Genomic DNA, 25,396 nt, shown 5'->3' with positions numbered 1-25,396 from the left:
CATGGCGGTGGAACCCCCTGGTTACGCACCGCTTGATCCGGCCTCATGCCGGTGACCCCGGTTCGGTGATCCAGCCTTGTCTCCGGGGTCGGGAGGGGCTGACGGACATGTGCCGCAGGTAGGGGCGTGTCCCCCGGCGCCGGCACGGACGCCTTTTCGATGGCAAAAGCGCGCCACAGGGGCGCGCTTCAAACCTTGTTCAGCGACGGATGCCGAGGCGTTTGATCAGGTCCTGATACCGTGCCTCATCCTTCTTCTTTACATAGTCCAGCAGTTTACGGCGCTGGGACACCATTTTGAGCAGACCACGGCGGGAATGGTTGTCCTTTTTGTGGGTCTTGAAGTGCTCGGTCAGGGTGGTGATCCGGCTGGTCAGAATGGCAACCTGAACTTCCGGCGAACCCGTGTCGCCTTCCTTGGTTGCGTATTCCTTGATCAGCGATTCTTTTACGTCTGGCGTAATCGACATCGATTCATCCTTGTATAAAACGTGAAAATTCCCTTTTGCCCTCGGCCACAGCCGGGATGTCGTCCAGCAGGGTCACGAACAAAAAGGGCTGCGCAAACGCCTGGGCATTCCGCAGCCCGCGCCGTATAGCGCCTTTCGTGTTGTTTGGAAAGGGGGGATGGTGCGGCCGGAACGATGCGACCGTTATTGGATTCTCCGGCCCGTCTTGTCCCACGCTTTAGCTCGTACGGTGAGGGCAGCGTCGATGGGCGTGGCGCATTTGCTCCGCTTGGCGGCAGGTTTGAGCAGGCTGGCGCGAACGCAGAGCGGAACGGCGGAGATGCGCTTGCTTGGAGATCACCTGACAGCGGATACGCACCACAGGTACAATTCCCGTCCGGCGGCAATATATCGGCGAAAAACTTATCAATTGTTGAGAGTTCGCCATGTTTGAACGCGTCCATTTTGGCCGCAAAACGAACCGCATCGCAAATTGTTCATGCACCCGAACCGAATTTGGACAATTCGAAATCTCTGGGGTTTCTCACAAAATCTTCTGAGACGTGCCAAAGGGTTTTTACTAATAAAGGAGTCCTTGGTGCCAGTGGGTCAGGTTCAGAATAATACCGAAGCGCGTAGGGTTGCCCACCATGCAATTCCCCGAGACGAAGAATGGCTTGCTTGAACATAGGCAAAATCTCGTCCTTTGGAGGAACATCAGGATAGTCTCCGCTCGCGCGGTCCTGCTCGGCAACGCGTGCGGCTTTCGAAAATGCAAGGCGCCGAACTGGCTCGCTTTTGGCGTCATTCCATAGACCATTGATGTCGTGACCAGCCTTTCCGCTTGTTGGTGGTTTGCCGCCGTTCCAGAGAATGCAGGCTTTCAAAATCAGTTCCAAACCTTGACCGGCCAGATGCAAAGTAGGCCGGAATATTATCTTCCGCCTGCGCGCATCAAGGTTTGTGTCTTCGAGGATCAGTGCGGCTTCCATGAATTGTTTCGCCACCATTGCGCATTTGCCGGCCTCTGTGTCGAAAAAATCCGTCATGTTGCCACCCCTCAATCCTTCTTGCGCAGCTTCCCGTAGAACCGCTGGTTGGCGTGCACAAACTGCTCCATCACACGGCCCAGGCCGCCAAGCTGCCGCTCCTTGAGATATAGAAACCCAAACAGAGCCCCCAGAGCCGCCCCGAATGTGTCGATGATCAGATCCTTCATCGTGTCCATGAGCCCCGACTTCTGCATGTTCATCCCGAAGATCTGGTCCATGCTGAACTCGAAAATCTCCCACAGCGCCCCGATGGACAGCCCCACGCTGAACGCCAAAACCGACAGCGCCCAGGGCGGCGCGGCATAGCGGTCGCCCTCAAACAGCATGAAGATGAGCAGAAACCCCATCAAACCAAAGGTCATGGCGGATGTGAAATGAAGCACCACATCCCACCACCAGAACCGCTCATAGAAATCCGCCATCTCACCCAGGAACATCGAGGCAAAGATAAAAACCACAATCGCCGTCAGGATCGATCGCGGCAGCTCAATGCCCAGCATCCCCGCAAACCGCTGCGGCAGAAACGTGAGGCCCAGCGTCGAGGCCGCCACAAAGACCGCCGACCACGTCCGGGTCATCACACCGGTCATGATCTCCATCACCAGGACGCCCTGGATGATCAGAATGAGTATGGCGCTTTTCGATCTCGGCATTGGGCCTTCCAAATTTCGTTTTCCGGTCCAATATAGGGACCATGTCGGATTTCGCACCCCTGCGGCTCGCCAGTTACAACATTCGTGCGGGCCTTGGCACTGATCTGCGCCGCGACCCCCTGCGCGTGCTGTCGGCCATCTCCGCGTTCGATGCGGATATCGTCGTTCTTCAGGAAGCTGACTTTCGCATGGGGGAGCGCCCCTCGGCGCTGCCCCGCGACATGATCGAACCCCATACCGGACTGCGCCCGCTGCCCGTGGCCGAAAACGGTGTCAGCATCGGCTGGCACGGGATTGCCATGCTGGCCCGCCCGGATCTCGAGGCCGAAGTCGTCAACCGCTTCCCGCTGCCCGGGCTTGAGCCACGCGGCGCCATTGCCGTGGATCTGCCACACCTGCGCGTGGTCGGCGTCCATCTCGGCCTCCTGCGCCATTCCCGGCGGCAGCAGCTCGACCACATCCGCGATGAGCTTGAGGCGCTCCCACAAATGCCCACCGTGATCCTTGGGGATTTCAACGAATGGTCCCGCAAGGTCGGCCTCGGCCGCCTTGCCCGCAGCTACGCAATTCTCACGCCTGGCCGCACCTTCCCGGCAAATCTGCCGCTTGGCGCCCTCGACCGCGTGGCCCACTGTGATGCCCTGAACGTGCGCATGATCGATCCCCCGCGCCGCGCGAAAGGCAGTCATCCCTCCGACCACCTTCCCATTCTCGCGGAGGTCACCCCGGTGCAGACCGCACCCGTCCCGGTCAGCGAATAAACCGCTCGACGTAGTCCTCACCGAGACCCACCTCGGCGAAATGCTTCCAGCACATGTCGATCTTGGTGAAAACGTCCTCGTATCCGAGCACCTCACCCCAGGGATCGACGTAACACATCACGCCGTTCACCTGGAAAAACGTGATCATTTCCTCCACGTCCTCCGGCACGACCAGCGTGTGCGTCTCACCTGGCGGCTCAAAAACATAGCCGCCTTCCTCCGCCACCCAGTCATGCTCCAGGTAGTGCCAGCGCCCCTTCAGAACAAAGCCATGTACCGGCTGCGGATGCCTGTGGCGCGACAGAACACCGGCCTTGCGCACCCGCAGAAGGTTCATCCAGTACCCCTGCGACCGGTTCAGGCACAGCGGCCGAAACCAGACATTGTCCGCCTGGGGCACCCAGAGCCTCTCATCGGTCGGCACCGCATCCGGAATGACAATCTCCTCCAGCGCATCCTTCGGGAAGGGCAGCTGATAGGGCATCCTTGGGTCGTTTTCTTTTCCGTCCGCCATCGTAAGTCTCCTTTTAAACCGCCAGATACCCGCCATCGACCGGATAGACCGACCCGGTCACGAACCCGGCCTCATCCGACAGCAGCCATTTGACCAGAGCGCCGACCTCGCTGGTCTTGCCCCAGCGTTTCAGCGGCGTGCGCTCCATGATACCCGCTTCCCGCTCCGGCGCGTCCCGCAAACCCTGGGTCATTTCCGTCTCGATCCAGCCCGGCGCAATCGCGTTCACCCGGATCCCATCCACCGCCCATCCGGCCGCCAGCGCCTTGGTCAGCTGCGCCACGCCTCCCTTGGACGCGGAATAGGCCGGCACAAGCGGCCCGCCAAAATAACTCAGCATCGAGGCCGTGTTCACGATCGCCCCGCCGGTTTGCGCCAGCAAAGGCCGCGCCGCGAGACAGCACCGCATGGTCCCGGTCAGGTTCACGTCGATGACCTTCTGAAAAACCTTGATGTCATATTCGTCATTGCGAATGAGTATGCCCGCGCAGTTCACAAGCCCCGCCAGATCCGTCAGACCGCCGAAGAAGACGTTTACGGCCTCCGTATCGGTCACATCCAGCAGGCGCGGCTCAATCCGCTCCACGCCCTTGAACGCCGCGATCTCCGCTTCAGAAACAGTCGCTGCAATCACGTTATACCCGGCCGCCGCCAATACCTCCGCGGTCCCCGCACCAATCCCGCGCGTTCCGCCCGTCACCACGACTGTCCCGGTCATTTTCTCCACCCCTGTCGACTTTTTTACCGATGGTTAGCGGTTGCACTCCGTTATGTCCAAGTCTTTGTGCTTTCGGACTTTCCCGCCATTCCGCGTCGCGCGCATGTTTGCGAGTGCCCAACGCCTCCATCAGGCAATTTTCGCAATTCCGCAGTCCATCCAGCGCAATTTTTGCACCAGTTACCCTGGTTGACGTTACGGAAATCTGACGGATTCCGCCTGGCTCTGTGATGGCATTCACAGTGTCCGGGCGGCCATACACGTAAACAACTCCCTAATGACAGCAGTCGTAAAGGGAGTAATTCAATGCTGAACTTTTCGTTTTCGGACCATCGAATAAACACCCGAACGTGGGAGGAGGATGGGACCAAAGTCCGCAGCCACACGCTTGAGTTGTATTCAGAAGATGGCAGTCGCGACCAGGCCATCCTGGTTTTCGACGCCGAACTGGACACCGACCGGCTGGGCGCCATCGTCGGCTACGTCACCCATGAACAGGGGCAGGGCACCTCCGTTGTCGGCTGGTTCCCGCTGGAGGAATTCGGGAAATACAAACGCATTCTCGAACGCGGTGGCGATCTCAGCGTACATTACCGTCTGCGCGAGGGTGAAACTGACAACGGATACCTGGAACATCTCGGCATCGGACCGACCAAAACCATCATGTCGGTCGCCCGGGCCTGCGAACCCGCCAACAAATCCGCGGCACCGGCCCGCGCCCTGGCCCGCATGTGATGTTACGCGCCCGGTTCAGACACCAGTATGCGCTCGGGATGAAACCGTCCTCCCGAGACCCGGCCAAGGCCCATGGCGCGGCCCGCGTGACGGATCCACACCGGTTCATCCTCCGCCGGTTCCGCCCCTGGCAGGACCATCACCGGATTGCCGTTACGCAGGCGCTCAATCTCACCCGGCAGGCAGTCCACCACCGGTAGGTCCGCAAGACCGTCCTCCACCGAGACCAGGTTCCGCTCCAGGTCGCTGCCCCGCTCCGCACCGGTCAGCCTCTCCCAGTCGATGGCCTGATCGAGCGAAAACCGCCCGCTCCGCAGCCGCCGCAGGCTCAGGACATGACCCAGACAGCCCAGTGTTTCGCCCAGGTCGCGCGCGATCGACCGCACGTAACCGCCCTTGCCGCAGGTCATCTCGAACACCGCCGTATCCGCGTCCGGGCACTCGACCAGCTCCAGACGTGACACGTGCAGCGGGCGCGGCTCGATCACCACGGTCTCCCCGTCGCGCACCCGCGCATAGGCCCGCTGTCCGTCGATCTTCACCGCGGACACCTGCGGTGGCACCTGCATGATGTCACCGCGGAAGTCATTGAGTGCTGCCCGGATCGCCGCCTCACCCGGCCGCGCCTGGGATGTTGCCGTGACCTCACCCTCCGCATCATCCGTGGAGGTCGAGGCCCCCCAGCGCACGACGAACCGGTAGGTTTTCTCGCCATCCATCACATGCGCCACGGTCTTGGTCGCCTCGCCAAAGGCAATCGCCAGAAGCCCGGTCGCCGCCGGATCGAGCGTCCCGGCATGCCCCGCTTTCCTCGCGTCCAGCATCCATTTGGCCTTCGCCACCGCAGCGGCCGAGGACACCCCGGCAGGTTTGTCGAGGATCAGCCAGCCATGCACCGGCCGGCCACGTTTGCGTCGTGCCATGGCGTCCGTCCCGTTCGCGCGATGTCAGTCTTCGTCGAGGTCGCGCCGGACTTCCGGCGAATTGAGCAGATCGCGCGTGCGGTCCATGCGGTCAAAACTCTCATCGGCCTGAAAGCTCAGCATCGGCGAGTATTTCAGTTCGATCTGTTTCGTCACCTGTCGCCGGATCTCGCCCCGGTTCCGGTTCAGCGCCGCCATGACCTCATCCGTGTTCTGCCCGCCAAGCGGCAGAACGAACACCGTCGCATTGCGCAGGTCCGGCGAACAGCGTACTTCCGACACCGTGACCGACACATGCGCGAGGTCAGGGTCGTGAACGTCACCGCGCGCAAACACGTTGGACATCGCACGGCGGATGACTTCCGCCACACGAAGCTGTCTCTGGCTCGGCGCACTGCTGGATTGGGGTCTTGAATTTGCCATGCGGCTCACATCCTATCGCGCGGAGCAGGAGTCAAGGGCGGGAAGAAGGAGAAATGCAATGACCGACACCCCAGGCATCGCGGTTGTGGGCGCATCGGGCCGCATGGGTCAGATGCTGATCAGGGCCGTAAACGCCACCGAGGGCGCCCGGATCAGTGGTGTCACTGAGCGTCCCGGCCATGACTGGATCGGCCGCGATTTGGGCGAGGTCATGGGTGGCGTCCCCTCCGGCATCACCGTGCTCGACGACCCGCTGGAGGTCTTTGCCCATTCCCAGGCCGCTCTCGATTTTACCACGCCGGACGCCACGGTGCACCACGCCGAACTTGCCGCCCAGGCCCGCCTGACCCACGTGATCGGCACAACCGGGCTGGAGCCCGCGCATATGGAACGCCTCGAGGCTGCCGCCCGCCACGCCGTTGTGGTTCAGGCAGGCAACATGAGCCTCGGTGTCAATCTCCTGACCGTTCTCACCCGCAAGGTCGCAGCGGCGCTCGACATGGATTTCGACATCGAAATCGTCGAAATGCACCACCGCCACAAGGTCGACGCCCCCTCCGGCACCGCGCTGATGCTGGGCGAAGCCGCAGCGGCGGGCCGCGGCGTCAGCCTCGACACCACCCGCGACAGCGGCCGCGACGGCATTACCGGCGCCCGCAAACCCGGCGACATCGGCTTCGCAGCCCTGCGCGGCGGCGATGTCGTGGGCGAACACGAGGTCATCTTTGCGGGCGAGGGCGAGCGCATCAGTCTCAAACACGTCGCCTCCGACCGCATGCTCTTCGCCCGCGGCGCCGTTAAAGCCGCTCTCTGGGGCCAGTCCAAAGGCCCCGGCCTCTACAGCATGATCGATGTGCTGGGCCTCGGGGACTGAACGGGCAAATGCCAGTTCCAGCCTGTCCGCCCGTTGCCTGAGGGCAGCGCAAACCGCGGGCGAAGCGGAGCGCCGCCCATTGGGGGCGGTTGGCGCTGCCCGGCGTCATCGCCGGGCGGGACGGCTGAACTGACCGATACCAATCAAATACTCGACCCCCCAAACCAAAACCCACAACCCCGGGATGGTAAAATCCATCCCGACGGACTACCTTCCGCCAGCGGACGGATTTTTGGGTTCCGCTGACTGGACCAGCATCAATGACGACAAGCTCCGGGCCGACACCGGCCAAAATGTTCGACCGCACGACGCCGCCCCATATTCTGACCCTGGTTCTGATGACCGGGCTGGCGACGCTCAACATGAACATGGTGCTGCCCTCCCTGCCCAGTCTCGCCGACTGGTTCAGCGAGGATTACGCGGTGGTTCAGCTTGCGATCTCCGCCTATCTCGCCATGACCGCGGTGCTGCAGCTCTTCATCGGCCCCATGTCCGACCGGTTCGGCCGCCGCCCCGTGGTGCTGGCCTCATTTGGGCTGTTCCTCGTCGCGACCATTGGCTGTCTCTTCGCGCCCAGTTTCGAGACCTTCCTCGCTTTCCGCCTCATCCAGGCCAGCGTCGCCTCCTCCATCGCGCTGAGCCGCGCCATCGTGCGCGACATGGTCCCGCCCGAGGAGGCCGCCAGCATGATCGGCTATGTCACCATGGGCATGGCCGTGGCCCCGATGATCGGCCCCATGATCGGCGGTGTCCTCGACCAGATTTACGGCTGGCAGGCCGTGTTCTGGATGACCTTCATCTTCGGCGCCTTCGTCTACGCCATGCTCTGGCTCGACCTCGGCGAGACCAACGACCACCGCACCGCCGATTTCGGGGCGCAGTTCCGCGCCATGCCGGAACTGGCGACCTCCCGCCGGTTCTGGGGCTATTCCGGCACAGCCGCCCTGGCATCGGGCGCGTTCTTCGCCTTCCTCGGTGGCGGGCCCTTTGTTGCCACGCAGATCCTCGGCCTCTCCTCCGCCAGTCTCGGCGCGTATTTCGGCATGATCGCGCTGGGCTACATGCTTGGCAACTTCGTCTCCGGCCGCTACGCACGGCGCATCGGCATGAACCGCATGATGCTGCTCGGCACGGTGTTTTCCACCTTCGGCACGGCCTTCATCCTGCTCCTGTTCATGCTGGGTTTCGTGTCCGCGCCGATATTCTTCAGCTCCATGTTGCTCGTGGGCTTCGGCAACGGCATGACCCTGCCGAGCGCCAATGCCGGCATGGTCTCCGTCCGCCCGCATCTCGCCGGCAGCGCCTCCGGCCTCGGCGGCGCCATGATGATCGGCGGCGGTGCCGCGCTTTCGGCCCTTGCCGGGGCATTGCTGCACGACGATTCCGGGGCCTGGCCGCTTCTGTACATCATGCTCGCCTCCACCTTCCTCGCGATCCTCTGCGCGCTGGACGTGGCCCGCACCGCCAAACGCAAGGGCGAACTGGGGATCCAGTAACCCGCCCGGATGTCAGATGTCCGATCGCCTTCACATCATCACCGGTGGCCCCGGATCAGGCAAAACCAGCCTGATCGCGGCCCTCGCCGGACACGGCATCGCGCACATGCCCGAGGCCGGTCGCGCCATCATCCAGGCCCAGGTCAGGATCGGCGGCACCGCCCTGCCATGGGCCGACCGGGCCGCATTCGCCGAACTGATGCTGCTGTGGGAACTCCGCTCCCACGTCGAGGCCACCGCCATGTCCGGACCCGTCCTCATGGACCGCGGCATCCCGGACGTTATCGGCTACCTCACCCTCTGCGACCTGCCGGTCCCGGACCACATGCACCGCGCCGCCCGCCTTCACCGCTACAACCGCCGCGTCTTTCTCGCGCCGTTCTGGCCGGAGATTTTCACCCAGGACGCCGAGCGCAAACAGGACCTGGCCGAGGCCGAAGCCACCTGTGAGGCGATGCGCGCCACCATGCTCCGGCTCGACTACGACATTGTCGAACTCCCCCGCGCACCGGTGGCCGAACGCGCCCGGTTTGTCCTCGACCACCTCCAAAAACCTCCCGGTTCTAAGGCTTTTTTCACCCCGGCATGATCTACCCGCTCCCAATCGTCCTGTCCAACCGCAACATCAGGAGGGGAGCCCGCAATGTCAGGGACATCCAACCCGAAGCCGTGTGACCTCTGCTCCACCCGGCCGGGCTCGAAATTTACCGAAGACATCACCATGGCCTTCCAGCCCATTTTTGACACCACCACCGGGCGGGTCTACGCCCAGGAGGCGCTGGTGCGCGGCGCGGACGGGCGCGGCGCCGGTCAGATTTTCGAGCATGTCACCGACGCGAACCGCTACCACTTCGACCAGACCTGCCGGACCACCGCGATCCGGGTCGCGACCGAACTCGGCATCGACAGCCCGATCTCGATCAACTTCATGCCCAACGCGGTTTATGAGCCCAAAAACTGCATCAAACAGACCCTGCGCGCCGCCGAACGCTACGATTTCGACATCCGGCGCATCATCTTCGAGTTCACCGAAGCTGAAAACGTCATGGATTCCAGCCACCTGATTTCCATCATCGGGACCTATCGGGAGCTTGGTTTCCGCACCGCCATCGATGATTTCGGCGCGGGCTATTCCGGTCTGAACCTGCTCGCCGATATCGTACCCGACATCATCAAACTCGACCGGCATCTGATCATCGACATTGACCGCGACCGCACCCGCCAGATCCTGGTTCGCAATTTGATAAAGATGTGCGGCGATCTCGGCGTCGTGCCCATCGCCGAGGGCATAGAGACCGCCGCCGAGCTGGAAACGCTCCAGTCACTCGGTCTGCGCCTCATTCAGGGCTACTACCTCGCCAAACCGCTGTTTGCGGATTTCACGACGGAACCCCTCAATCCAATCCGCCCCGGTACCAGCGACGCGGCCTGATCCTGACCAAAAAATCGGTCCGGGCGCCCAACACCTCCGCTCACCCGATCAGCCGCTTCTGAAACTCCGGGTCGGGCACGGCGCACATGTCGCCCTTGCCAAACAGCCTGTAACGGTTCCGCGCCACCAGCCGGTAGACGCGCTTCCGCAAAAACCGCGGCAGGATCAGCATCAGCGACGCCAGCCGCCCCCAGCCGCCAAACGTGCGGCCCACCTGGATCAGAGCATCCATATCCGAATATGCAACGCCATCCTCAATAAACAGCCAGCTGTCCGGGTTCTCCGCCCTGTATCCGTAATGCCGCATCAGCCCCGTCCCCAGCGGCGACTGTATGGGACAGATCCGCACCGCACCGCTCCGGTCCATCCCGTGGATCGTCCGCGCCCCCCAGCTGCACAGCGCGCAGTCCGCATCCATCACCACGACCGGCTCCGCATCATCAAACGGCGGAACCTGCGGATCATCGCGGTACGAATACGGCTCTCTCATGGAGCCAACTGTCGGCTACCCGATCCCCCAACGCAAGCCGTGTTTGCGCCGGACCGGGGGGTCCGGTCCGGCGCAGGCACGGCGGGGCTTCGCCCCTGGATTCCGTGCCCAGGGTCTCCCGGCACAAACGTGGTTTACCACCGCGTCCATCCCACGCCCCGTATTGCGCAAACGCACAAACCGGCCCTAAACTTCCCCATCGGGACCAGCGGGGGCCAGCCCATGAAAAAGATCATCACCGCCGCCGAGGCAGCGGCACTGGTGCGCAGCGGCGATACCATCACAACATCCGGCTTCGTGGGCATCGGCGTCCCGGATGAGCTGCTCAAAGCCATCGCCGACCGCTTCCAGGACACCGGCGATCCCCGCGACCTCACGCTTTTCTTCGCGGCGGGGCAGGGGGATGGCAAAACCCGAGGCCTCAACCGCCTCGGCGCCGACGGCCTCCTCAAACGTGTCATCGGCGGCCACTGGGGCCTGATCCCGAAGGTCGCGGAACTGGCCCTTTCCGGCCGGATCGAGGCCTGGAACCTGCCCCAGGGCGTGATCAGCCACATGTACCGTGACATCGCCGCCGGCAAGCCTGGAACCCTGACCCGCGTCGGCCTCGGCACCTTCGTCGATCCCCGCCGCGACGGTGGGCGCATTAATGACATCTCCACCGACGAAATCGTCCGCCTGATGCCCGTGGATGGCGAGGATTACCTCTTCTACCGCAGCTTCCCCATCGACGTGGCGCTCCTGCGCGGCACCACCACCGACGAGGATGGCAACATCACCATGGAGCGTGAGGCCCTGATCCTCGACAACCTTTCCCAGGCCATGGCCGTCCACAACTCCGGCGGCGTGGTCATCGTTCAGGTCGAACGCGTCGCCGCCGCGCGCAGCCTCGATCCCCGCCGGGTCATCCTGCCCTCCGCGCTCGTCGATGCCGTGGTCATCGCCAGCCCCGAAAATCACATGCAGACCTACGCCACGGCCTATTCCTCCACCTTTTCCGCCGCGCTCAAGGCGCCGGAGGGTGCGCTGCCGCCCATGGCGCTCGACACCCGCAAGATCATCGCCCGGCGCGTCTCCTTCGACCTGCCGGTCAATGGCGTCGTCAATCTCGGCATCGGCATGCCCGAGGGCGTGGCCTGTGTCGCGGGTGAGGAGGGGCTCCTGAACCACCTCACCCTCACCACCGAGCCCGGCGTCATTGGCGGCCAGCCAGCCTCCGGTCTCGATTTCGGCGCGGCCGTGAACACCTCCGCCATCGTCGCCCAAAACCACCAGTTCGACTTTTACGACGGCGGCGGCCTCGACATGGCCTGCCTCGGCATGGCCGAGGTCGACCGCGAGGGCAATGTCAACGTCTCCCGCTTCGGCCCCAAACTCGCGGGTGCGGGCGGCTTCATCAACATCAGCCAGAACGCCCGCGAGGTCGTCTTCGCCGGCACCATGACCGCCGGGGGGCTGGAGGTCGCCATTACCGACGGCGAGCTGAAAATCGTCACCGAGGGCCGCGCCCGCAAGTTCATCGGTGACGTGGAACAGGTCACCTTCGCCGGTCGCCTGGCGGCGGAGTCCGGCCGTTCGGTCCAGTACGTCACCGAACGCTGCGTCTTCAACCTCACCTCCGACGGCCTCGAACTCACCGAAATCGCCCCCGGCATCGACCCCGAACGCGACATCTTCCCGCAAATGGGGTTCCGCCCCATCTGGTCCACGCCGCTTCAGATGGACCCGCGCATCTTCCGCGAGGGACCGATGAACCTCAAAAACGACCTGCTTCACCTGGACCTGGTCGACCGCCTGCAACGGGACGACGCCCGCAACCTGCTCTACTTCAACTTCGAGAAAATGCGCATCCGCACCCCTCATGACATCAAACAGATCCAGGACCGGGTCGAGCAGCTCTGCGCGGGCCAGACCCGCCGCGTCGATGTCATTGCCAATTACGACGGCACCTATATCGCCGAGGAGGTCGAGGATGACTGGAGCGACATGGTCGCGGGCCTGACGGACAAATACTACGGCACCGTCACCCGCTATTCCTCCTCCGCGTTTTCCCGCATGAAACTCGGCAAAACCTTCGAACGCGACCGCGCCCTGCACATCTTCGAGCGTGCCGAGGACGCCCGCGCGTTTCTCTCCTCCCGTCAGACCGGAAGCTGAAAAAAAGGCACGGCGTACCGGTACCGTACCAAAAGCGCGTTATACTTAACGGGTGGCTAACCCTTTGGGACTACCTCTTCGCAGGATTGCAGGGAGGCAGAATTGAATACCCGTGCGGTAGCTCATCACCAACAGAACGATTTCGCGGAACGCCTTACGATACTGGCCGAGACCGCGTCCCGGCTGGGGTTTGAAATTGTCGATGTGGCTGGATTCCTTGACCATATCGAACACAGCTCCTTCGATCAGCTCGCCCTTCTCGATACCGTCAAAAACCGGACCGAACAGGTCATGGGCGCCAATGTCTCGGTGCGTGAGGCGGTCCAGGCCGTGGTTGATTCGACCGACCAGGCCATGGGCGTTGTCGACGGAACCGTCAAAAACGTCCGCCAGGCGGGCGACCGCACCCAAAAGGTCGCCTCCTGGGTGTCGGAACTGAACGCGCGCATGGAATGCGTGGCAAAGACCCTGCGCGACGTGGAATCCAACACCGCAGGCATCGCCAAAATATCCACCCAGGTAAACATCCTCGCCATCAACGCCAAGATCGAGGCCTCCCGCGCCGGTGATGCCGGTCGCGGCTTCGCCGTGGTGGCGGAGGCCATCGCGGATCTCAGCCGCCAGACCGACGCGGAAGCCGCCAATATCAACGACAACATTTCCCGCCTGGCCGAGTGGATCAAGGAACTCGACCGGGAAAGTTCCGAGATCGGTCGCGAGGCGGACTCGGTGATCGAGGAGGCCAAACAGACCGACACCGACCTCTCCCGCATCTGCGAGGGCGTCTCAACCGCCCGCGACGGCGCCTCCCGCATCGCCTCCGAGGCCGACCAGGTCCGCGAGGCCATCGACACGTTCGGCCCCGCCATCAGCAGTATTCTCGAGAGCGTCAACAAAACCGCCAACGGCATCAAACTCGCCCATGAACGCGTCGAAAATCTCGTCGACCAGAGCGAGCGCATCGTTCAGACCAGCGTCGAATTCGGCGGCGCCAGCAGCGATTCCCCCTTCATCAACCGCGTGATTGGGGACGCGGACCGGATCGGCAAAATCTTCTCCGCCGCCGTCACCTCGGGCCGGATCAGCATGGAGGAGCTGTTCTCCCGCGACTACAACCCCATCCCCGGCACCGATCCGCAGCAGTATCACACCTCATTTGTCGATTTCACCGACGAGGTTTTGCCCAAAATTCAGGAGGCCGCGCTCGACTTCATGCCCGAGGTCGTGTTCTGCGCCGCTGTAAACCCAGACGGTTTCCTGCCCACCCACAACCTGAAATTCGCCAAAACCCCCGGCGACGATCCCGACTGGAACCAGGCAAACTGCCGCAACCGCCGCATCTTCAACGACCGCGTGGGCCTGAAATCCGGCAACAACACCGAGCAGTTCCTGCTCCAGGTCTACCGCCGTGAAATGGGCGGCGGCGAGTTCGTTCTGATGAAGGACGTCTCCGCGCCGATCTTCGTCAACGGCCGCCACTGGGGCGGTCTGCGCCTCGCCTACCGGACCTGACCGGCCTCATCCGCCCGATGCACCACCAGGGTCAGCCCCTCTTCCGGTGAGGGCGGCACGAAGTATTTGGTAATCTGCACAAACTGTTCCTCCGTCGCCGCGAACGGATGATCCCCCTGCGCATTCCGCGCCTTCAGGCGCGCGAGGCACACCTCATCCGGCACGTCCAGGTAATGCAGCCGGTGATCCACGCCCGCCGCCTCCGCAACGCCGTGCATCCACCGCCGCGCGTCAACCGTGTTGGCCTGAAAATCCAGAACCACTGACATGCCCGCCCGGAGCAGCCCGGCCACATGCGGCCCCATGACCTGCCGCAGCCTGCCCGAACAGCGCACGAAATCCCGCGGCGTGGCCATCTCATCGCCATAAAGCGCGTGCAGCCACTCATCCTCCGCAATCAAAACCGTCCCCGGTTCCTCAAGCAGCCTCGCCGCCAGGGTCGATTTCCCGGCGGCGATCTTCCCGCACAGCATGTGCAGCGTTGCAAAATTTCCCGGTGTCATCCCGCCTCCTGTTTCAACCAGGCACTCCAGCCCCGGGCATCGCGGCCCGTCTCCGCCAACCAAACGCCGCAAACAGCAGCAATCCGATCAGTATCTCAATCGCAAGTGCGCCAAGTATCCCACCCGAGGGCATCCCGTCCAGGATCAATCCCATGATCCGCCCCGCCGGAAATCCAGCAAACACGATAAAGGCCACCACAACCGCGGGCCTTGTCCATGCCGTCCACATGATACCCGCCAGCATCAATATCCCGGATGCGAGCAGACCCGCCGCCGGTGCGCGCAATTCGCTCAGCAGGCTTGCATTCGTGCCCAGCTCCACACCATAGCCCGCATAAAACGCATGCGGCGCGACCAGTATAAACGCCGCAATGCAGCTCGCGGTCAGCCCCGCGATGGCGAGAGCGGTTTTCTGAAAAAACGTTAGGTTCATGGCTTACCCCCTGTCGGTCGTTACCCCCCGAACCTGGCAGACCGACCGCTCCCGTGTATGTGCGCCCGCCGCCAGAGCCTGTGCTTTCCGCGCCAAAACAGGCCTGTCTCCTACTGAATTCGCTCCCTGCGCCGATACCCCGCCGGTGTCAGCCCGTTCCAGCGTTTGAAGGCCCGGCTGAACGTGCTCTGGTCCGAGAACCCCGTCAGAAACGCAACCTCCGTCAGCGCAAACTCCGTCCCTGTCAAAAGCTTCCCCGCGAGGCTTCGTCGCGCCTCAGTGACAATGTCCTGAAATGCGAGATCCTCCGCCGCCAGCCGCCGCTGCAATGTCCTCCCGCTCATCCCCATCCGCCCCGCGATCTGCGCCAGCGTCGGCACACCCCCACTCAGGGCATTCAGCACTGCGTCAAACACCTGCGCGCGCAGGTCGTCAAGCTCCATTAGACTGACCAGCCTTTCATTCAGGTGATCATCGAAAAACCCGGAAACACCCTGGTCCCCCAGCCGGTTCGCGCGATCCAGCACCTCATCGGGCAGCACCATTCCCGTCCGTTGCGCTCCGTACTCAACCGGACATCCCAGATGTTCCGCCAAGCCCACATCTCCGCCCGGATCGTCATGAGCAAACTCAACCAGCACCGGCGCAAAACCGGCCTCCGATACCTCGCGGCAGATCTGCACCGCCGCCGCAATGGCCAGCTCATCTGTCATGAAAAGCCCCAACCGCGTCTCCCGCCCCGGAATGATCTCCATGACGACGTCAGTATCCTCATCCACCAGCCTGAAGTTCGAAATCGACGTCACAACCCGCCCATACCGCTCCACCCGCCCCAGAGATTCACGCAGGGTAGGCGCCGTTTTGAATGCAAGCCCAAACGCGCCATAGTCGTCACAGCGCATCGCCGCCCCCATCCGCCATGGAATATGCCGTCCCGCCGGATGTTCTTCGGCAATCCGCTCCAGGAACCCGAAATACCGCTCTTCTGATATCATCCGACCCGGATCGACCGCCTCACCCGGCTCAATCCCCGCGGTCAGCAACAGCCTTCGCTGGGCAGCGTCAGGCAGGTCACACGTCTCCCCCAAAGCCTCCACCGCCCTGTAGGCAAAAATCACGGAAATCCATCCCATGGCTGGATCGTAAAACCACCCCGCCCAAGGTCAAGCGCCTCTCAGATCAGGTCGTCGTGCCGCCCCGTGATCCAGTCGATATGCCGCCGCGCCGACACCCGCACTGCCTCATCCGCATCTTCCAGGATCGCGCTTTTGAAATTCGCGTACATCCGCTCAAACGGATGGTCCCGCACCGCCGCGACCGCGTTTTCGACCGCCTTCACGGACAGGGGAATGCGGTTGGGAAAGCTCCGCATGAAACACGCGGTTCTGCCATCCGGGTTCGACCCGATGGAATCGCTCCCGAGCAGCACCCCGCGCCCTTCCGCGCCATCGGCCCAGTGGATCACCGCGCTGCCCGGAAAATGCCCGCCAACCCGAATGAGCCGCAGGCCCGGCACCAGCTCAAAATCCCGGTCCCAGATCACAATCGCCGCGCCATCCCGCGCCAGCCAGTCCTGGTCCGCGGAGGCCACCAGCACCGGCGCATCCGCCAGCGCCCGGCTCCATTCCAGCTGCACCCCGAACATGTGCGGATGGCTTGCAACTATGGCCCGAACACCGCCCAGACCCTCGATCCTCCGCACCGCGTCGTCATCGATAAACCCGACCGGATCCCAAAGCACATTGCCCCCCGGCGTCACGATCAGAAACGACCGGTGCCCTATGCCCACACCCGGCTCGGTGGAGATCGACCACAGGTTCGGCTCGACCTCCTCAAATGTCACGCGCACGCCGTCTGCACGCATCTCCGCCAATGAGGTCCAGACCTGCCCACCACGCGGCACGTACTGCCGCTCATCCGCGCAGATGTGGCAAATTTCCGCGCCCGGCGAATGCTCCACCCCACAGGTGGCACAGATCATGAAACCGTCAGCCAATGTCACATCCCTCCCGTTGGCTCTGGTACCGAGATGCCGTGGACCCGATCTAGGCCGGAAACAGGAACGTCATGATAAACCGCGCACCCCAGCCTTCAGGCCCGTTCGGCGCCGGATCAGCCCAGTACCGGATACCCCCGCCGAAACTTACGGGCTGGTCACCAAACTGCACCACCTTTGTCACCACGCCGTTGAGCGGGACCGACCACTCCTCGCTCTCCCAGTCATAGGTGGATTCCGAGTTGAGCGTGAAGGTCCAGGCCTCCGGCGTCGTATAGCTCATGAAGGGCTGCATAAACGTGGAGCTGATATCTGTATCGCCGCTCACATCCCAGATATGGTTGGCGAGGCCGCCATAGGTCCAGGGCCCGCTCTGACGCAGGACCACGCCCGTCACACCGGCACCCCATTCCCCGACGCCGAACCGGTCATCGGTCGATGTCGGCACCAAGAAAGCCGGCCCGGCCCCAACGATCCAGCCACCGCCGACCGTGTCCTTTGGCGAGAAAAAGAAACTCTGCACCGTATCGGCCAGTCCCGTATGCGTCCCGCTGCCCGGCGGCAGACCATCGGTCGACACCACCGGAAGGATCGTGCGCGAAATCAGGTTCCAGTCGTCATTCAGCGAAAACGGAATGACCGGCTGAATGTTCAGCGTCCAGCGCGATCCCCCGTCGTCCGGCCCGATATTGTCGTCGTAGTTAAGCTGAAACGGAACGCTGATCAGATCCGCCACCGGGTTGGACAGATCCTTGGCCAGTTCCTCCGCATCCTGTGCCTGTGCAAAGGACGCGCCGCCAAGCGAAAGGACAAGGGCCAACACTGCCGTTTTTGAAATCATCATAAAGCGGGTTTCCTCATTAATACGTGTCAAAATTACCTACATCGGTTGCGCGAAAGCCCCCAGAAGGCGCCGGCACTGCGCCTCTGACAGCATGCAGCCAATACGCCGCTCCACGCCCAGCCCCTGGTTCATCGCATGAAGGATCCGGTGCGCGGTATACGGATCATTGAGGAGCGGCTGATCCCGCAGGTCGGTTTTCTTCACATCCCCCGCCGCGTCGTAAATCACCTCACCGTCCTTGATCGTCATTTCGATCTCAATATCGGCCAGCGTTTCCGGGTCCACCGCCGTGGGATCGTCCGACAGGATCACCAGGTCCGCGATCTTGCCCACCTCGATCGAGCCCTTACTGTCCTCCTCGAAATGCTGCCAGGCGGGCCAGATGGTCAGCGCTTTCAGCGCATCCATCACACTCACCCGCTGCGCCGGCCCCAGAATATCGCCCGACCGCGTGCGCCGCGTCACCGTCGCGGACAGAACCCGCATGCTGTTGGGGAACGCCACCGGCGCGTCGTGGTGGGAGCCAAAAATCATGTCCCGCTGACGCACCCAGCCGGTGGGCGAAATATTGTCCGCATTGACCGGCCCAACCGTATGATCCCGGTGCCAGTCCCCCCAGTAAAACGTGTGCATGGGAAAGAGCGACGGGAAAATCCCCAGCTCCTTCAGGCTGTCGACCTGATCCTCGCGCAGAAACTGCCCATGGATCAGAACCGGCCGGTTGTCCGCACTCCCATGTTTTTCCTCCGCCGCCCGCACCGCGGCGATCAGCATGTCCGACGCGCCCTCGCCATTGGCATGGGTCAGAATCTGAATGCCGCGCTCGTAGCACCAGTCAACCGTGTCATTGGTCTGCTGCTCGGTAATCGCGGCATAGCCCCGGTAGCCTGGCGGATAATCCCCCACCGGATCGTAATAGGGCCGGTCGCGCAGGGCCGTGAACCCCTGGGGCGACCCGTCAATGGTCAGCTTGCAGCCGCCGACCCGGACATTGCCCTCGTAATCCCCGGAAACGTTTGCCTCGATAAAGTCGCGGTTCTCAAGTGCATCGGGAAACGCCACCACATCAATCGGCAGCTCGCCGCGCGCATCGACCGCCCGCAGCGCGTCGACATTGCCCGCACTCGACCGCCCTTCCTGGCCGGTCGTGTAGCCGAACCGCGCCCACATCTCCGCACCCGCCTTCGCGAACTGCTCAAACCCGTCCGACCCCAGCCGACCGAGCAGAGGCACCAGAGCCCCGAAAAAGGCATATTCCTCCAGCACACCGTCCGGCTCGCCATCATCCCGGCGGCGGATCACCCCACCTGCCGGGTTCTCGGTCTCGGCCGTGTACCCGACGATTTCCAGAGCTTTGGAGTTCAACGCGCCAAAATGCCCGGACTGATGCACGATCAGGATCGGCACCTCCGTCGACACCGCATCCAGATCCGCGCGCGTCGGATGCCGCAATTCCGCAAGCTGCGCCGGATCATACCCGAACCCGATCACCAGCTGCGTGTTCTCCACCGCTTCCTGATTTTCAGCGATCCAGTCGCGCAACGTCTGCTGAACGCCCTCAATATCCGTGGCCTCACCATCCGGCGGCGCCAGCAGATTGGCCGACAGGGCCTGAATCCCGCCCAGGACCACATGGCCGTGACTGTCGACAAATCCCGGAACCATCGTGCGCCCGGCCAGATCCACCATGTCCGTGGCGTCACCCGCAAGTGACGAGACCTCGTCCATCGGCCCCGCGGCTACAATCATGCCGTCCCTGACCGCAACGGCCTCCACCGAGGGCTGATCGTCATTGATGGTGAGAATGGGCCCGCCGGAATAAATCGTGTCGGCCACATCCTGCGCGGCCGCATGTGTGCCCCAGGCCACCGCTCCGATCACCAGGGCGGTTCCGGTAAATCCTGCCGCCATTTCAAAGCCTCCCCAATGACAAAGCAAACATCGACATGGCCGACCGCAAAACCGGCCACCGGCGACATTTGAGTACGGTAACCTCCCGATCACCGCACGTCATATCACTTTTTGGGTTTTGGCCCGTGGATCAGGTTCCGCCCGATCCACGCTGTCCCGTCACATGGCCGGACCTGAATGGTCCCGGCCACGTCGTGGGATTATCAGATTCCGACCGCCACAATGGCTTTGGCGAGATCGTCGAGACCATCTTTGGGAAGTCCCGCAATATTGATGCGTCCGGTGCCGACCATGTAGACACCATGCTCCTCGCGCAGCGCCTTCACCTTCTCGACCGTGCCACCAAGCTGCGTGAACATGCCGCGATGCTCGGCGATATAGTCAAAGCGGTCCGAGTTGGATTCCCGGCGCAGTGCCTCGGCCAGACCCTCGCGCAGCGTCAGCATGTTCTGCCGCATGTCCTCCAGTTCCGCCTTCCAGTCGGCGGTCAGTTCCGGATCGTTCAGGATGATCGACACGACCTTCGCACCGTGATCCGGCGGAAACGAGAAGTTCAGACGGTTCAGCGTCGCCAGATTGCCCTTCGCCACCTCAGTGGTCTCCGCATCCTTGCCAATCAGGATCGCAGCGCCCACACGGTCGCGGTACAGACCGAAATTTTTGGAGCAGCTCGCGCCAACCATCATTTCCGGCATGTGGTGAGCCATGTAGCGCACGCCCTCGGCATCCGCATCCAGACCGTCGCCGAAACCCTGGTAGGCCAGGTCCACCAACGGCACCAGCCCCTCGGCCAGACAGATCGCCGTCACCTGCTTCCACTGGTCCAGCGTCAGGTTCGCACCCGTCGGGTTGTGACAGCAGCCATGCAGGATCACCACGTCACCCGGCGCCGCACTCTTCAGCGTCTCGGCCATCACGTCGAAGCTGACCTGACCGGTCGCCGCGTCATAATAGCTGTAGGTCTTCGCGTTCAGCCCAACATGCTTGAGGATCGCCGGATGGTTCGGCCAGGTCGGATCGGAATACCATACCGTTGCATCGGGCGAACCCTTGCGGATGAGCTCACAAAGCTGATGAATCGCGCCCGTGCCGCCAGGGGTTTGCGCGCCACAGATCCGCTCCTTCGCCACCTCACCCGCGAAGATCAGATCAACCATGCCGTCCACGAAGGACAGATCGCCCAGCATGCCCAGGTACGCTTTCGTATCCTGCTCCGCCACCAGGCGACGCTCGGCCTCCTTCACGGCCCGCATCACCGGGGTTTTGCCGTTCTCGTCCTTATAGACACCAATGCCCAGGTCGAGCTTCTGCTCACGGGTATCCGCAGCATAAAGTCCGATCAGCTCAATGATCTTGTCCGGCGGCGTCGGGGACAGGTTTTCAAACATTCTGCGTCTCCTGGGTTGGCGGGTCGATGAGATCCCGGTCTCTGGTCAGCACCCGGCTGACCGTTTCCCGGCGGTATGGCTCAAATCCCACCTTCTGGTAAAGGGGCAGGGCGCGTGGATGATCCAGGGAACAGGTGTTTACCGTCACGCGCTCCGTCAACGGTATGTCCCAGGCCATGTGAACGGCGGTCGAGAGCAGATACTGCCCCACCCCCCGGCCAATCGCCTGCGGCACCAGCCCGAAATAACTCAGGTCAACAACGCCCTCTTCGCGCGCATCGAGAATGAAAAAACCGTGCGGCCAGCCGTCGCGAACGAGCGAAAACAGCGTCACGTCCTTGTGGTGCAGAAACGCCTCGATCTCCTCCGTGCTCTGCTGATGCCTGTCGGTCCACTCATATTCGGACCCGACCGCGTCATAAAGGCTCAGGAAATACCAGGCCGGTGGAGTATCCGCCGCCACCAGGGCCGACACCGGCCCGCTTGGCATATGCGGCCGCGCCACGTCCGGACGCGCGGTCATCTCAAGATACGTGATCGCATACTCAACCGTTTCTCCGGCCCTATGTCTCATCCCGTCTCCACTTTCAGATCGGGGTAGGCCCCCCATTCGGTCCAGGAGCCGTCATAAAGCGAATGCTGACGGTTGCCCAAAATCTCCAGTCCCAGCGACAGAACCGCCGCCGTCACGCCCGAGCCGCAGCTGGTGATCGCGGGTTTGCCAACATCGACACCCCCCGCCTCAAACGCGGCCTTCAGCCCCTCGGGGCTTTTCATGGTGCCATCCTCATTCAGAAGCGTCGTGAACGGCACGTTCTTCGAGCCCGGAATATGCCCGGACCGCAGCCCCTCACGCGGTTCCGGTACCTCGCCCCGAAACCGCTCCGGCGCGCGCGCATCCACGATCTGCACATCCCCAAGCTTGGCCGAGGCCGCCACCTGCGTCACGTCCCGGATCAGCCCGGAATCCCGCCGCGCCGTGAAATGCCGCGCCCGTGGCAGAACATCCGTGTCATCCACCGGTTTGCCTTCGGCCTTCCACTTCGGCAGACCGCCATTCAGAACCGCGACATCATCCTTGCCAAAGAGCCGAAACATCCACCACACCCGCGCGGCGCTGAAGAGGCCCTGACTGTCATAGACAACGACCCGGTGGCCGTCCCCAATACCCATCCCCCGGACCCGCGAGATGAATTTCTCAATCGGCGGCGCCGTATGCGGCAGGTTCGAGGCCGTATCGGAGATGTCGTCAATATCGAAGAAAACGGCCCCTGGAATGTGCTCTTTGGCATACTCCGCCCGGCCATCGCGCCCGGTCGCCGGCATGTGCCAGCTGGCGTCGATCACTTTCACGTCCGGGGCGTCGAGATGGCCGTAAAGCCAGTCGGTTGAAACCAAAAGCCGGGGATCGCTCTGCCGCATGAGTCCCGTCCGCAAGAATTACATGAATTCCCCGAATATCCCCGAAACCCAACGGGAGCAAGCCTCAGAACCCGACGGCCGTCCGGTCCATATCCGCCATGCCGCCCCGCCCAGGTGCGGCAACCCGCGCGATGGTGGCGATCAGCTCCTTACGGTCGATGGGTTTGGTGACATACTCGGTCATACCCGCGGCCAGATAGGTCTCCCGGTCACCCTGAACCGCATTGGCGGTCAGCGCGATAATCGGAACGGCGGCACCTGGCCCCTCCATAGCGCGAATGATCTCCGTGGCCTCGATCCCGTCCATCTCCGGCATCTGAATGTCCATCAGAACGACGTCGAATTCCATGTCGCGTATCGCCGAAACCGCATCGCGTCCGTTGCTCACGAGCGTCAGGTCATGCTCGCTGCCCAGATAGGCCCGGATCAGATACTGGTTGGTCGAATTGTCCTCGGCCACCAGAATGCGCAGGTTCTCCGGCCCCTCCTCCGAAACCGTCTCGCCCTGCGGCACCGCCCCGGACGGCGCCTCGGCAATGCGCGTACGAATATGAAAGGTAAAGGTGCTGCCCTCGCCCGGACGGCTTTCAACCGATATTTTCCCGCCCATCATCTCCGTCAGCTGCCGCGAGATCGCGAGGCCAAGCCCGGTCCCGCCCGACTTGCGCGAGGCCGAGGAATCCGTCTGGTAAAACTTGCCAAATACCGTTTCGATCTCGTCCGCCGGAATACCCATGCCGGTATCCATTACCCGGCAGACCAGCCTGCGCATGTCACCGCCCAGATCCTCACACTCCAGGAAAACCTCAACCCGGCCGGTGGTTGTGAACTTGATCGCGTTGTTCACGAGGTTCGACATGATCTGCCGGTAGCGGATCGGATCAATCTCCAGCCACTGCGGCACGCTGTCGGAAATCGTACAGGACAGGCCCAGACCCTTCTGACCCGCACTCGCGGTCATCAGATCGGTTGTATTATGTGCCAGTTGCCATACATCCGTGCTCTCCGGCTCCAGTTCGATGCCATCCGCCTCGATCTTGGAGAAATCCAGAATGTCATTCAGGATCGCCATCAGGTTTTGCGCGGATTCCTGGGCGATCGTCACCCGGCTGTGCTGAAGCTCACCCAGATCCTCCTCCGACAGCAGGTCAAGCATGCCCAGAATGCCGCTCATCGGTGTGCGGATTTCATGGCTCATTGTCGCGAGGAACTGCGACTTGGCCACGGTTGCGGCCTCCGCCTGCGTGGTCCGCTCCGCCAGTTCGTCCTGACGCCGGATGTCATCGGTCACGTCCCAGATCACGCCGACCATGCGCACCGCATCACCATCTCGCCAGATCATGCTCGCGGTAGTCCTCACATGGCGTATTTCATTGCCCAGCTTCAGGCGGTATTCGAGGTTCAGCTTGCGATGTTCCTCTATCGCGCGGTCGACCTCGGCCTTGACCGCAGGATAGTCCTCGGGATGCACCACATTGGCGAAGTCCGCTGCCGTTGTGATCCCCGGTCCGTCCATATGGCCGTAAATCCGCCGGGCCTGTTCGTCCCAAATGGTCTTACCCGACTTCAGGTCGGCGTCCCAGATGCCCACACCCGACGCCTTGAGCGCCAGTTCCAGACGCGTCGCCAGGCTTTCCCGCTCACTTTCTGCTTCCCGGATGCGGTTGTGATAGGACTGCCGCGCATCGAGCAGAACGGTCGCCCCCAAAATAGGCCCGGCGACCATAAGAACGGTGAGCGCGAACATCCCGCGCACCTTCCAGTTGATCGGCTGCGCCTCCCAGCCGCCCTTCGGCGTCGCGTAAAGCTTCCACGTCCCATAGGGCAAAACAACATCCACATGCACGGGATCGCGGTTCAGCAGGTCCGCATCACCAAAAAACAGCTGGCCAAGGGCGGGTCTGCCATCCACACCCTTCAGAGCCACGTCAATCTGAAGGTCTGGATGCGTCAGCCCCGCATCACGGTACAGCGCCTGGGTATCGATCACCGTCGAAACGATGCCCCAGAACTCCCTTCCGCCACCTTCCCGGTGCGTGTACACCGGCAGCCGCCCGATAAAGCCCTGACCTCCCTGAACCAGATTGACGGGACCGGCCAGAACGATGGACCCGGTCCTCATGGCCAGAAAGACCGACCCGTTCTGGTCCTCCTTTTCCCGGTAATTCAGCCCCAGCGCCGCCTCATTGCCTTCCAACGGATGAACCATGGTGTTCACCAGATCCGGCGCACCGGCCAGATTGCGAATCTGGCGGTTGTTGATGACGATGGAATCTCCCAGAAGCGAAAACTCTTCCTGCGTGATATCCGGACGGAAGCCGATCACCGCAACCAGCCCCTGTGCCGCCAGAATGTTGCGGCTGATTTGCGTCTCAAGCCGCGAACGCAGCTGGTTGGCCTGGTTCAGCACCTCAATGCGCAGCTTCTGTGCGTGCGATGCCGTGACCTGCCGTTCAAAAGCAACGGCGACAACACCAATCACCACCAACGCTATAAGGGACGAGATAAACGGGAGCCGCGTCAACAAGACACTGGATTTGCGAAGAAAGTTCAATGGAGTGCCCGGATCTGTTGACGTTGTTCCTGGTAGGCGCATCCCTTCGCTCACCGGCCCGTTCTGGACGCCCACGCATCGGGTGCACGATATTGGTATCCTCCCGGTGTTACCAAAAAGTTTACCTTTCGCCGTGCCAGGTGCCTGAAAATGTAAC

Annotated in this window: 26 protein-coding genes; 8 read left to right on the top strand and 18 right to left on the bottom strand. The window is 62.5% G+C overall.

Annotation, left to right across the window (positions count from 1 at the left end; genetic code table 11):
* Positions 1-199: 199 nt before the first annotated feature.
* The 3 genes from rpsO to ACP15P_RS11655 form a co-directional block, all read right to left on the bottom strand.
* Positions 200-469: a 30S ribosomal protein S15 gene (gene rpsO / locus ACP15P_RS11665; protein ID WP_424928636.1), complete on the bottom strand. Its 270-nt coding sequence runs from the start codon at positions 467-469 to the stop codon at positions 200-202.
* A 476-nt stretch (positions 470-945) separates the two neighbouring features.
* Positions 946-1,497, bottom strand: coding sequence for a HEPN domain-containing protein (locus tag ACP15P_RS11660; protein WP_424928635.1), 552 nt, complete (start codon positions 1,495-1,497; stop codon positions 946-948).
* Positions 1,498-1,508: 11 nt separating this feature from the next.
* Complete coding sequence (locus ACP15P_RS11655) at positions 1,509-2,153, bottom strand: DUF2238 domain-containing protein (RefSeq protein WP_424928634.1); 645 nt, start codon at positions 2,151-2,153, stop codon at positions 1,509-1,511.
* A 41-nt stretch (positions 2,154-2,194) separates the two neighbouring features.
* Here ACP15P_RS11655 and ACP15P_RS11650 point away from each other — a divergent pair, with 41 nt between their 5' ends.
* On the top strand, positions 2,195-2,914 hold the full coding sequence (locus tag ACP15P_RS11650; protein ID WP_424928633.1) for an endonuclease/exonuclease/phosphatase family protein: 720 nt from the start codon (positions 2,195-2,197) through the stop codon (positions 2,912-2,914).
* Here the strand turns inward: ACP15P_RS11650 and ACP15P_RS11645 are convergent.
* Both ACP15P_RS11645 and ACP15P_RS11640 read right to left on the bottom strand, forming a co-directional pair.
* On the bottom strand, positions 2,904-3,428 hold the full coding sequence (locus ACP15P_RS11645) for a 2,4'-dihydroxyacetophenone dioxygenase family protein (RefSeq protein ID WP_424928632.1): 525 nt from the start codon (positions 3,426-3,428) through the stop codon (positions 2,904-2,906). The genes ACP15P_RS11650 and ACP15P_RS11645 overlap by 11 nt on opposite strands.
* Positions 3,429-3,441: 13 nt before the next feature.
* The gene (locus ACP15P_RS11640; RefSeq protein WP_424928631.1) at positions 3,442-4,146 is read right to left on the bottom strand and encodes an SDR family NAD(P)-dependent oxidoreductase; all 705 of its coding nucleotides are present in this window, start codon (positions 4,144-4,146) and stop codon (positions 3,442-3,444) included.
* A gap of 306 nt (positions 4,147-4,452) precedes the next feature.
* On the opposite strand from ACP15P_RS11640, the gene ACP15P_RS11635 reads away from it, so the two are divergent.
* Positions 4,453-4,881 carry a hypothetical protein gene (locus tag ACP15P_RS11635; RefSeq protein ID WP_424928630.1) on the top strand — a complete coding sequence of 143 codons (429 nt, stop codon included), beginning with the start codon at positions 4,453-4,455 and terminating at the stop codon, positions 4,879-4,881.
* 2 nt (positions 4,882-4,883) lie between these two features.
* Here the strand turns inward: ACP15P_RS11635 and truB are convergent, their stop codons facing one another.
* Together truB and rbfA are read right to left on the bottom strand one after the other, a co-directional pair.
* Positions 4,884-5,804 (bottom strand): tRNA pseudouridine(55) synthase TruB, encoded by a 921-nt coding sequence (gene truB / locus ACP15P_RS11630; protein ID WP_424928629.1) that lies wholly within the window; start codon positions 5,802-5,804, stop codon positions 4,884-4,886.
* Between the two features lie 24 nt (positions 5,805-5,828).
* Positions 5,829-6,227, bottom strand: a complete 399-nt coding sequence (gene rbfA, locus ACP15P_RS11625; protein ID WP_424928628.1) for a 30S ribosome-binding factor RbfA — start codon at positions 6,225-6,227, stop codon at positions 5,829-5,831.
* A 58-nt stretch (positions 6,228-6,285) separates the two neighbouring features.
* On the opposite strand from rbfA, the gene dapB reads away from it, so the two are divergent.
* The 4 genes from dapB (at position 6,286) to ACP15P_RS11605 (ending at position 10,029) form a co-directional block, all read left to right on the top strand.
* Positions 6,286-7,101: a 4-hydroxy-tetrahydrodipicolinate reductase gene (gene dapB, locus ACP15P_RS11620; RefSeq protein ID WP_424928627.1), complete on the top strand. Its 816-nt coding sequence runs from the start codon at positions 6,286-6,288 to the stop codon at positions 7,099-7,101.
* 260 nt (positions 7,102-7,361) lie between these two features.
* Positions 7,362-8,597 carry a multidrug effflux MFS transporter gene (locus ACP15P_RS11615; RefSeq protein WP_424928626.1) on the top strand — a complete coding sequence of 412 codons (1,236 nt, stop codon included), beginning with the start codon at positions 7,362-7,364 and terminating at the stop codon, positions 8,595-8,597.
* Positions 8,598-8,613: 16 nt separating this feature from the next.
* Positions 8,614-9,186, top strand: coding sequence for an AAA family ATPase (locus tag ACP15P_RS11610; RefSeq protein ID WP_424928625.1), 573 nt, complete (start codon positions 8,614-8,616; stop codon positions 9,184-9,186).
* Between the two features lie 54 nt (positions 9,187-9,240).
* Complete coding sequence (locus ACP15P_RS11605) at positions 9,241-10,029, top strand: EAL domain-containing protein (RefSeq protein ID WP_424928624.1); 789 nt, start codon at positions 9,241-9,243, stop codon at positions 10,027-10,029.
* A gap of 40 nt (positions 10,030-10,069) precedes the next feature.
* On the opposite strand, the gene ACP15P_RS11600 is transcribed toward ACP15P_RS11605, so the two are convergent.
* Entirely contained in the window at positions 10,070-10,519 is a 450-nt protein-coding gene (locus tag ACP15P_RS11600) for a thiol-disulfide oxidoreductase DCC family protein (protein ID WP_424928623.1), read from the bottom strand.
* A gap of 222 nt (positions 10,520-10,741) precedes the next feature.
* Here ACP15P_RS11600 and ACP15P_RS11595 point away from each other — a divergent pair, with 222 nt between their 5' ends.
* Entirely contained in the window at positions 10,742-12,676 is a 1,935-nt protein-coding gene (locus ACP15P_RS11595) for an acyl CoA:acetate/3-ketoacid CoA transferase (RefSeq protein WP_424928622.1), read from the top strand.
* 102 nt (positions 12,677-12,778) lie between these two features.
* Positions 12,779-14,188, top strand: a complete 1,410-nt coding sequence (locus tag ACP15P_RS11590) for a methyl-accepting chemotaxis protein (RefSeq protein ID WP_424928621.1) — start codon at positions 12,779-12,781, stop codon at positions 14,186-14,188.
* Here ACP15P_RS11590 and ACP15P_RS11585 read toward each other — a convergent pair.
* From ACP15P_RS11585 to ACP15P_RS11540, 10 genes are all read right to left on the bottom strand, one after another.
* Positions 14,176-14,691 carry a P-loop nucleotide/nucleoside kinase family protein gene (locus ACP15P_RS11585; protein WP_424928620.1) on the bottom strand — a complete coding sequence of 172 codons (516 nt, stop codon included), beginning with the start codon at positions 14,689-14,691 and terminating at the stop codon, positions 14,176-14,178. The genes ACP15P_RS11590 and ACP15P_RS11585 overlap by 13 nt on opposite strands.
* A 13-nt stretch (positions 14,692-14,704) precedes the next feature.
* Positions 14,705-15,124 carry a DUF4345 domain-containing protein gene (locus tag ACP15P_RS11580; RefSeq protein ID WP_424928619.1) on the bottom strand — a complete coding sequence of 140 codons (420 nt, stop codon included), beginning with the start codon at positions 15,122-15,124 and terminating at the stop codon, positions 14,705-14,707.
* 110 nt (positions 15,125-15,234) lie between these two features.
* Positions 15,235-16,257: an AraC family transcriptional regulator gene (locus tag ACP15P_RS11575; protein ID WP_424928618.1), complete on the bottom strand. Its 1,023-nt coding sequence runs from the start codon at positions 16,255-16,257 to the stop codon at positions 15,235-15,237.
* 41 nt (positions 16,258-16,298) lie between these two features.
* Positions 16,299-17,120 carry an MBL fold metallo-hydrolase gene (locus tag ACP15P_RS11570; protein ID WP_424928617.1) on the bottom strand — a complete coding sequence of 274 codons (822 nt, stop codon included), beginning with the start codon at positions 17,118-17,120 and terminating at the stop codon, positions 16,299-16,301.
* A 49-nt stretch (positions 17,121-17,169) separates the two neighbouring features.
* A complete protein-coding gene (locus tag ACP15P_RS11565; RefSeq protein ID WP_424928616.1) occupies positions 17,170-17,964 on the bottom strand; it encodes a transporter in 795 nt (264 codons plus the stop codon).
* 36 nt (positions 17,965-18,000) lie between these two features.
* On the bottom strand, positions 18,001-19,875 hold the full coding sequence (locus tag ACP15P_RS11560) for an amidohydrolase (protein ID WP_424928615.1): 1,875 nt from the start codon (positions 19,873-19,875) through the stop codon (positions 18,001-18,003).
* A gap of 203 nt (positions 19,876-20,078) precedes the next feature.
* Positions 20,079-21,263, bottom strand: coding sequence for an amino acid aminotransferase (locus tag ACP15P_RS11555; RefSeq protein ID WP_424928614.1), 1,185 nt, complete (start codon positions 21,261-21,263; stop codon positions 20,079-20,081).
* The gene (locus tag ACP15P_RS11550; RefSeq protein ID WP_424928613.1) at positions 21,256-21,837 is read right to left on the bottom strand and encodes a GNAT family N-acetyltransferase; all 582 of its coding nucleotides are present in this window, start codon (positions 21,835-21,837) and stop codon (positions 21,256-21,258) included. Before ACP15P_RS11550 ends, ACP15P_RS11555 begins: the two co-directional genes overlap by 8 nt.
* Positions 21,834-22,685, bottom strand: a complete 852-nt coding sequence (gene sseA / locus ACP15P_RS11545) for a 3-mercaptopyruvate sulfurtransferase (RefSeq protein WP_424928612.1) — start codon at positions 22,683-22,685, stop codon at positions 21,834-21,836. Before sseA ends, ACP15P_RS11550 begins: the two co-directional genes overlap by 4 nt.
* Positions 22,686-22,749: 64 nt before the next feature.
* Positions 22,750-25,239, bottom strand: a complete 2,490-nt coding sequence (locus tag ACP15P_RS11540; RefSeq protein WP_424928611.1) for an ATP-binding protein — start codon at positions 25,237-25,239, stop codon at positions 22,750-22,752.
* Positions 25,240-25,396 lie beyond the last annotated feature (157 nt).

Origin of the sequence: Amaricoccus tamworthensis, assembly GCF_049800875.1 — a bacterium.
Taxonomy (GTDB): Bacteria; Pseudomonadota; Alphaproteobacteria; order Rhodobacterales; family Rhodobacteraceae; genus Amaricoccus; species Amaricoccus tamworthensis.
The sequence above is the reverse complement of the archived record's forward strand: the minus strand, read 5'-3'. Positions and strand labels throughout refer to the sequence as shown.

Excerpts from the sequence above, each read along its gene's own strand:
- rpsO (WP_424928636.1), bottom strand. The coding sequence starts at position 469 with ATGTCGATTACGCCAGACGTAAAAGAATCGCTGATCAAGGAATACGCA.
- ACP15P_RS11660 (WP_424928635.1), bottom strand. The coding sequence starts at position 1,497 with ATGACGGATTTTTTCGACACAGAGGCCGGCAAATGCGCAATGGTGGCG.
- ACP15P_RS11655 (WP_424928634.1), bottom strand. The coding sequence starts at position 2,153 with ATGCCGAGATCGAAAAGCGCCATACTCATTCTGATCATCCAGGGCGTC.
- ACP15P_RS11650 (WP_424928633.1), top strand. The coding sequence starts at position 2,195 with ATGTCGGATTTCGCACCCCTGCGGCTCGCCAGTTACAACATTCGTGCG.
- ACP15P_RS11645 (WP_424928632.1), bottom strand. The coding sequence starts at position 3,428 with ATGGCGGACGGAAAAGAAAACGACCCAAGGATGCCCTATCAGCTGCCC.
- ACP15P_RS11640 (WP_424928631.1), bottom strand. The coding sequence starts at position 4,146 with ATGACCGGGACAGTCGTGGTGACGGGCGGAACGCGCGGGATTGGTGCG.
- ACP15P_RS11635 (WP_424928630.1), top strand. The coding sequence starts at position 4,453 with ATGCTGAACTTTTCGTTTTCGGACCATCGAATAAACACCCGAACGTGG.
- truB (WP_424928629.1), bottom strand. The coding sequence starts at position 5,804 with ATGGCACGACGCAAACGTGGCCGGCCGGTGCATGGCTGGCTGATCCTC.
- rbfA (WP_424928628.1), bottom strand. The coding sequence starts at position 6,227 with ATGGCAAATTCAAGACCCCAATCCAGCAGTGCGCCGAGCCAGAGACAG.
- dapB (WP_424928627.1), top strand. The coding sequence starts at position 6,286 with ATGACCGACACCCCAGGCATCGCGGTTGTGGGCGCATCGGGCCGCATG.
- ACP15P_RS11615 (WP_424928626.1), top strand. The coding sequence starts at position 7,362 with ATGACGACAAGCTCCGGGCCGACACCGGCCAAAATGTTCGACCGCACG.
- ACP15P_RS11610 (WP_424928625.1), top strand. The coding sequence starts at position 8,614 with ATGTCCGATCGCCTTCACATCATCACCGGTGGCCCCGGATCAGGCAAA.
- ACP15P_RS11605 (WP_424928624.1), top strand. The coding sequence starts at position 9,241 with ATGTCAGGGACATCCAACCCGAAGCCGTGTGACCTCTGCTCCACCCGG.
- ACP15P_RS11600 (WP_424928623.1), bottom strand. The coding sequence starts at position 10,519 with ATGAGAGAGCCGTATTCGTACCGCGATGATCCGCAGGTTCCGCCGTTT.
- ACP15P_RS11595 (WP_424928622.1), top strand. The coding sequence starts at position 10,742 with ATGAAAAAGATCATCACCGCCGCCGAGGCAGCGGCACTGGTGCGCAGC.
- ACP15P_RS11585 (WP_424928620.1), bottom strand. The coding sequence starts at position 14,691 with ATGACACCGGGAAATTTTGCAACGCTGCACATGCTGTGCGGGAAGATC.
- ACP15P_RS11580 (WP_424928619.1), bottom strand. The coding sequence starts at position 15,124 with ATGAACCTAACGTTTTTTCAGAAAACCGCTCTCGCCATCGCGGGGCTG.
- ACP15P_RS11575 (WP_424928618.1), bottom strand. The coding sequence starts at position 16,257 with ATGGGATGGATTTCCGTGATTTTTGCCTACAGGGCGGTGGAGGCTTTG.
- ACP15P_RS11565 (WP_424928616.1), bottom strand. The coding sequence starts at position 17,964 with ATGATGATTTCAAAAACGGCAGTGTTGGCCCTTGTCCTTTCGCTTGGC.
- ACP15P_RS11560 (WP_424928615.1), bottom strand. The coding sequence starts at position 19,875 with ATGGCGGCAGGATTTACCGGAACCGCCCTGGTGATCGGAGCGGTGGCC.
- ACP15P_RS11555 (WP_424928614.1), bottom strand. The coding sequence starts at position 21,263 with ATGTTTGAAAACCTGTCCCCGACGCCGCCGGACAAGATCATTGAGCTG.
- ACP15P_RS11550 (WP_424928613.1), bottom strand. The coding sequence starts at position 21,837 with ATGAGACATAGGGCCGGAGAAACGGTTGAGTATGCGATCACGTATCTT.
- sseA (WP_424928612.1), bottom strand. The coding sequence starts at position 22,685 with ATGCGGCAGAGCGATCCCCGGCTTTTGGTTTCAACCGACTGGCTTTAC.